Below are 309 nucleotides of genomic sequence, written 5' to 3'. Positions count from 1 at the left end.
TCAACCCCTTTGGAACCGGCTCAAAATGATACACGTTAGCGATAGAGTTCCTGTCAGGAATACCATCAAAATACAAAGGATTACCCGGCGTCATGATCACATAATTCCCGTTCTTAGCCGCATGCACTGGTGCTGAAGGTACCCAGCTTCTCCAATACATCACGACTGCCGTAGGACTCACTCCACCTTCCAGGATCTCGTCCCAGCCAATCAGCTTCTTCCCTTTGGAATTAAAGAACTTTTCCATTCTCTTCACAAAGTAGCTCTGCAGTTCATCAACATCTTTGATATTGTGTTCTTTCATGAAAT

Annotated in this window: 1 protein-coding gene; it reads right to left on the bottom strand. The window is 44.7% G+C overall.

The genetic code is table 11. The features are described from left to right. Window positions 1–309: family 20 glycosylhydrolase (locus BW716_RS35985; RefSeq protein WP_179091454.1), on the bottom strand; the 309-nt coding region annotated here is incomplete at both ends.

The sequence above is a fragment of the [Flexibacter] sp. ATCC 35208 genome (assembly GCF_001975825.1).
Lineage (GTDB): Bacteria > Bacteroidota > Bacteroidia > Chitinophagales > Chitinophagaceae > Chitinophaga.
Note: the sequence above shows the minus strand (reverse complement) of the source record. Positions and strands in the feature narration are given on the sequence as shown.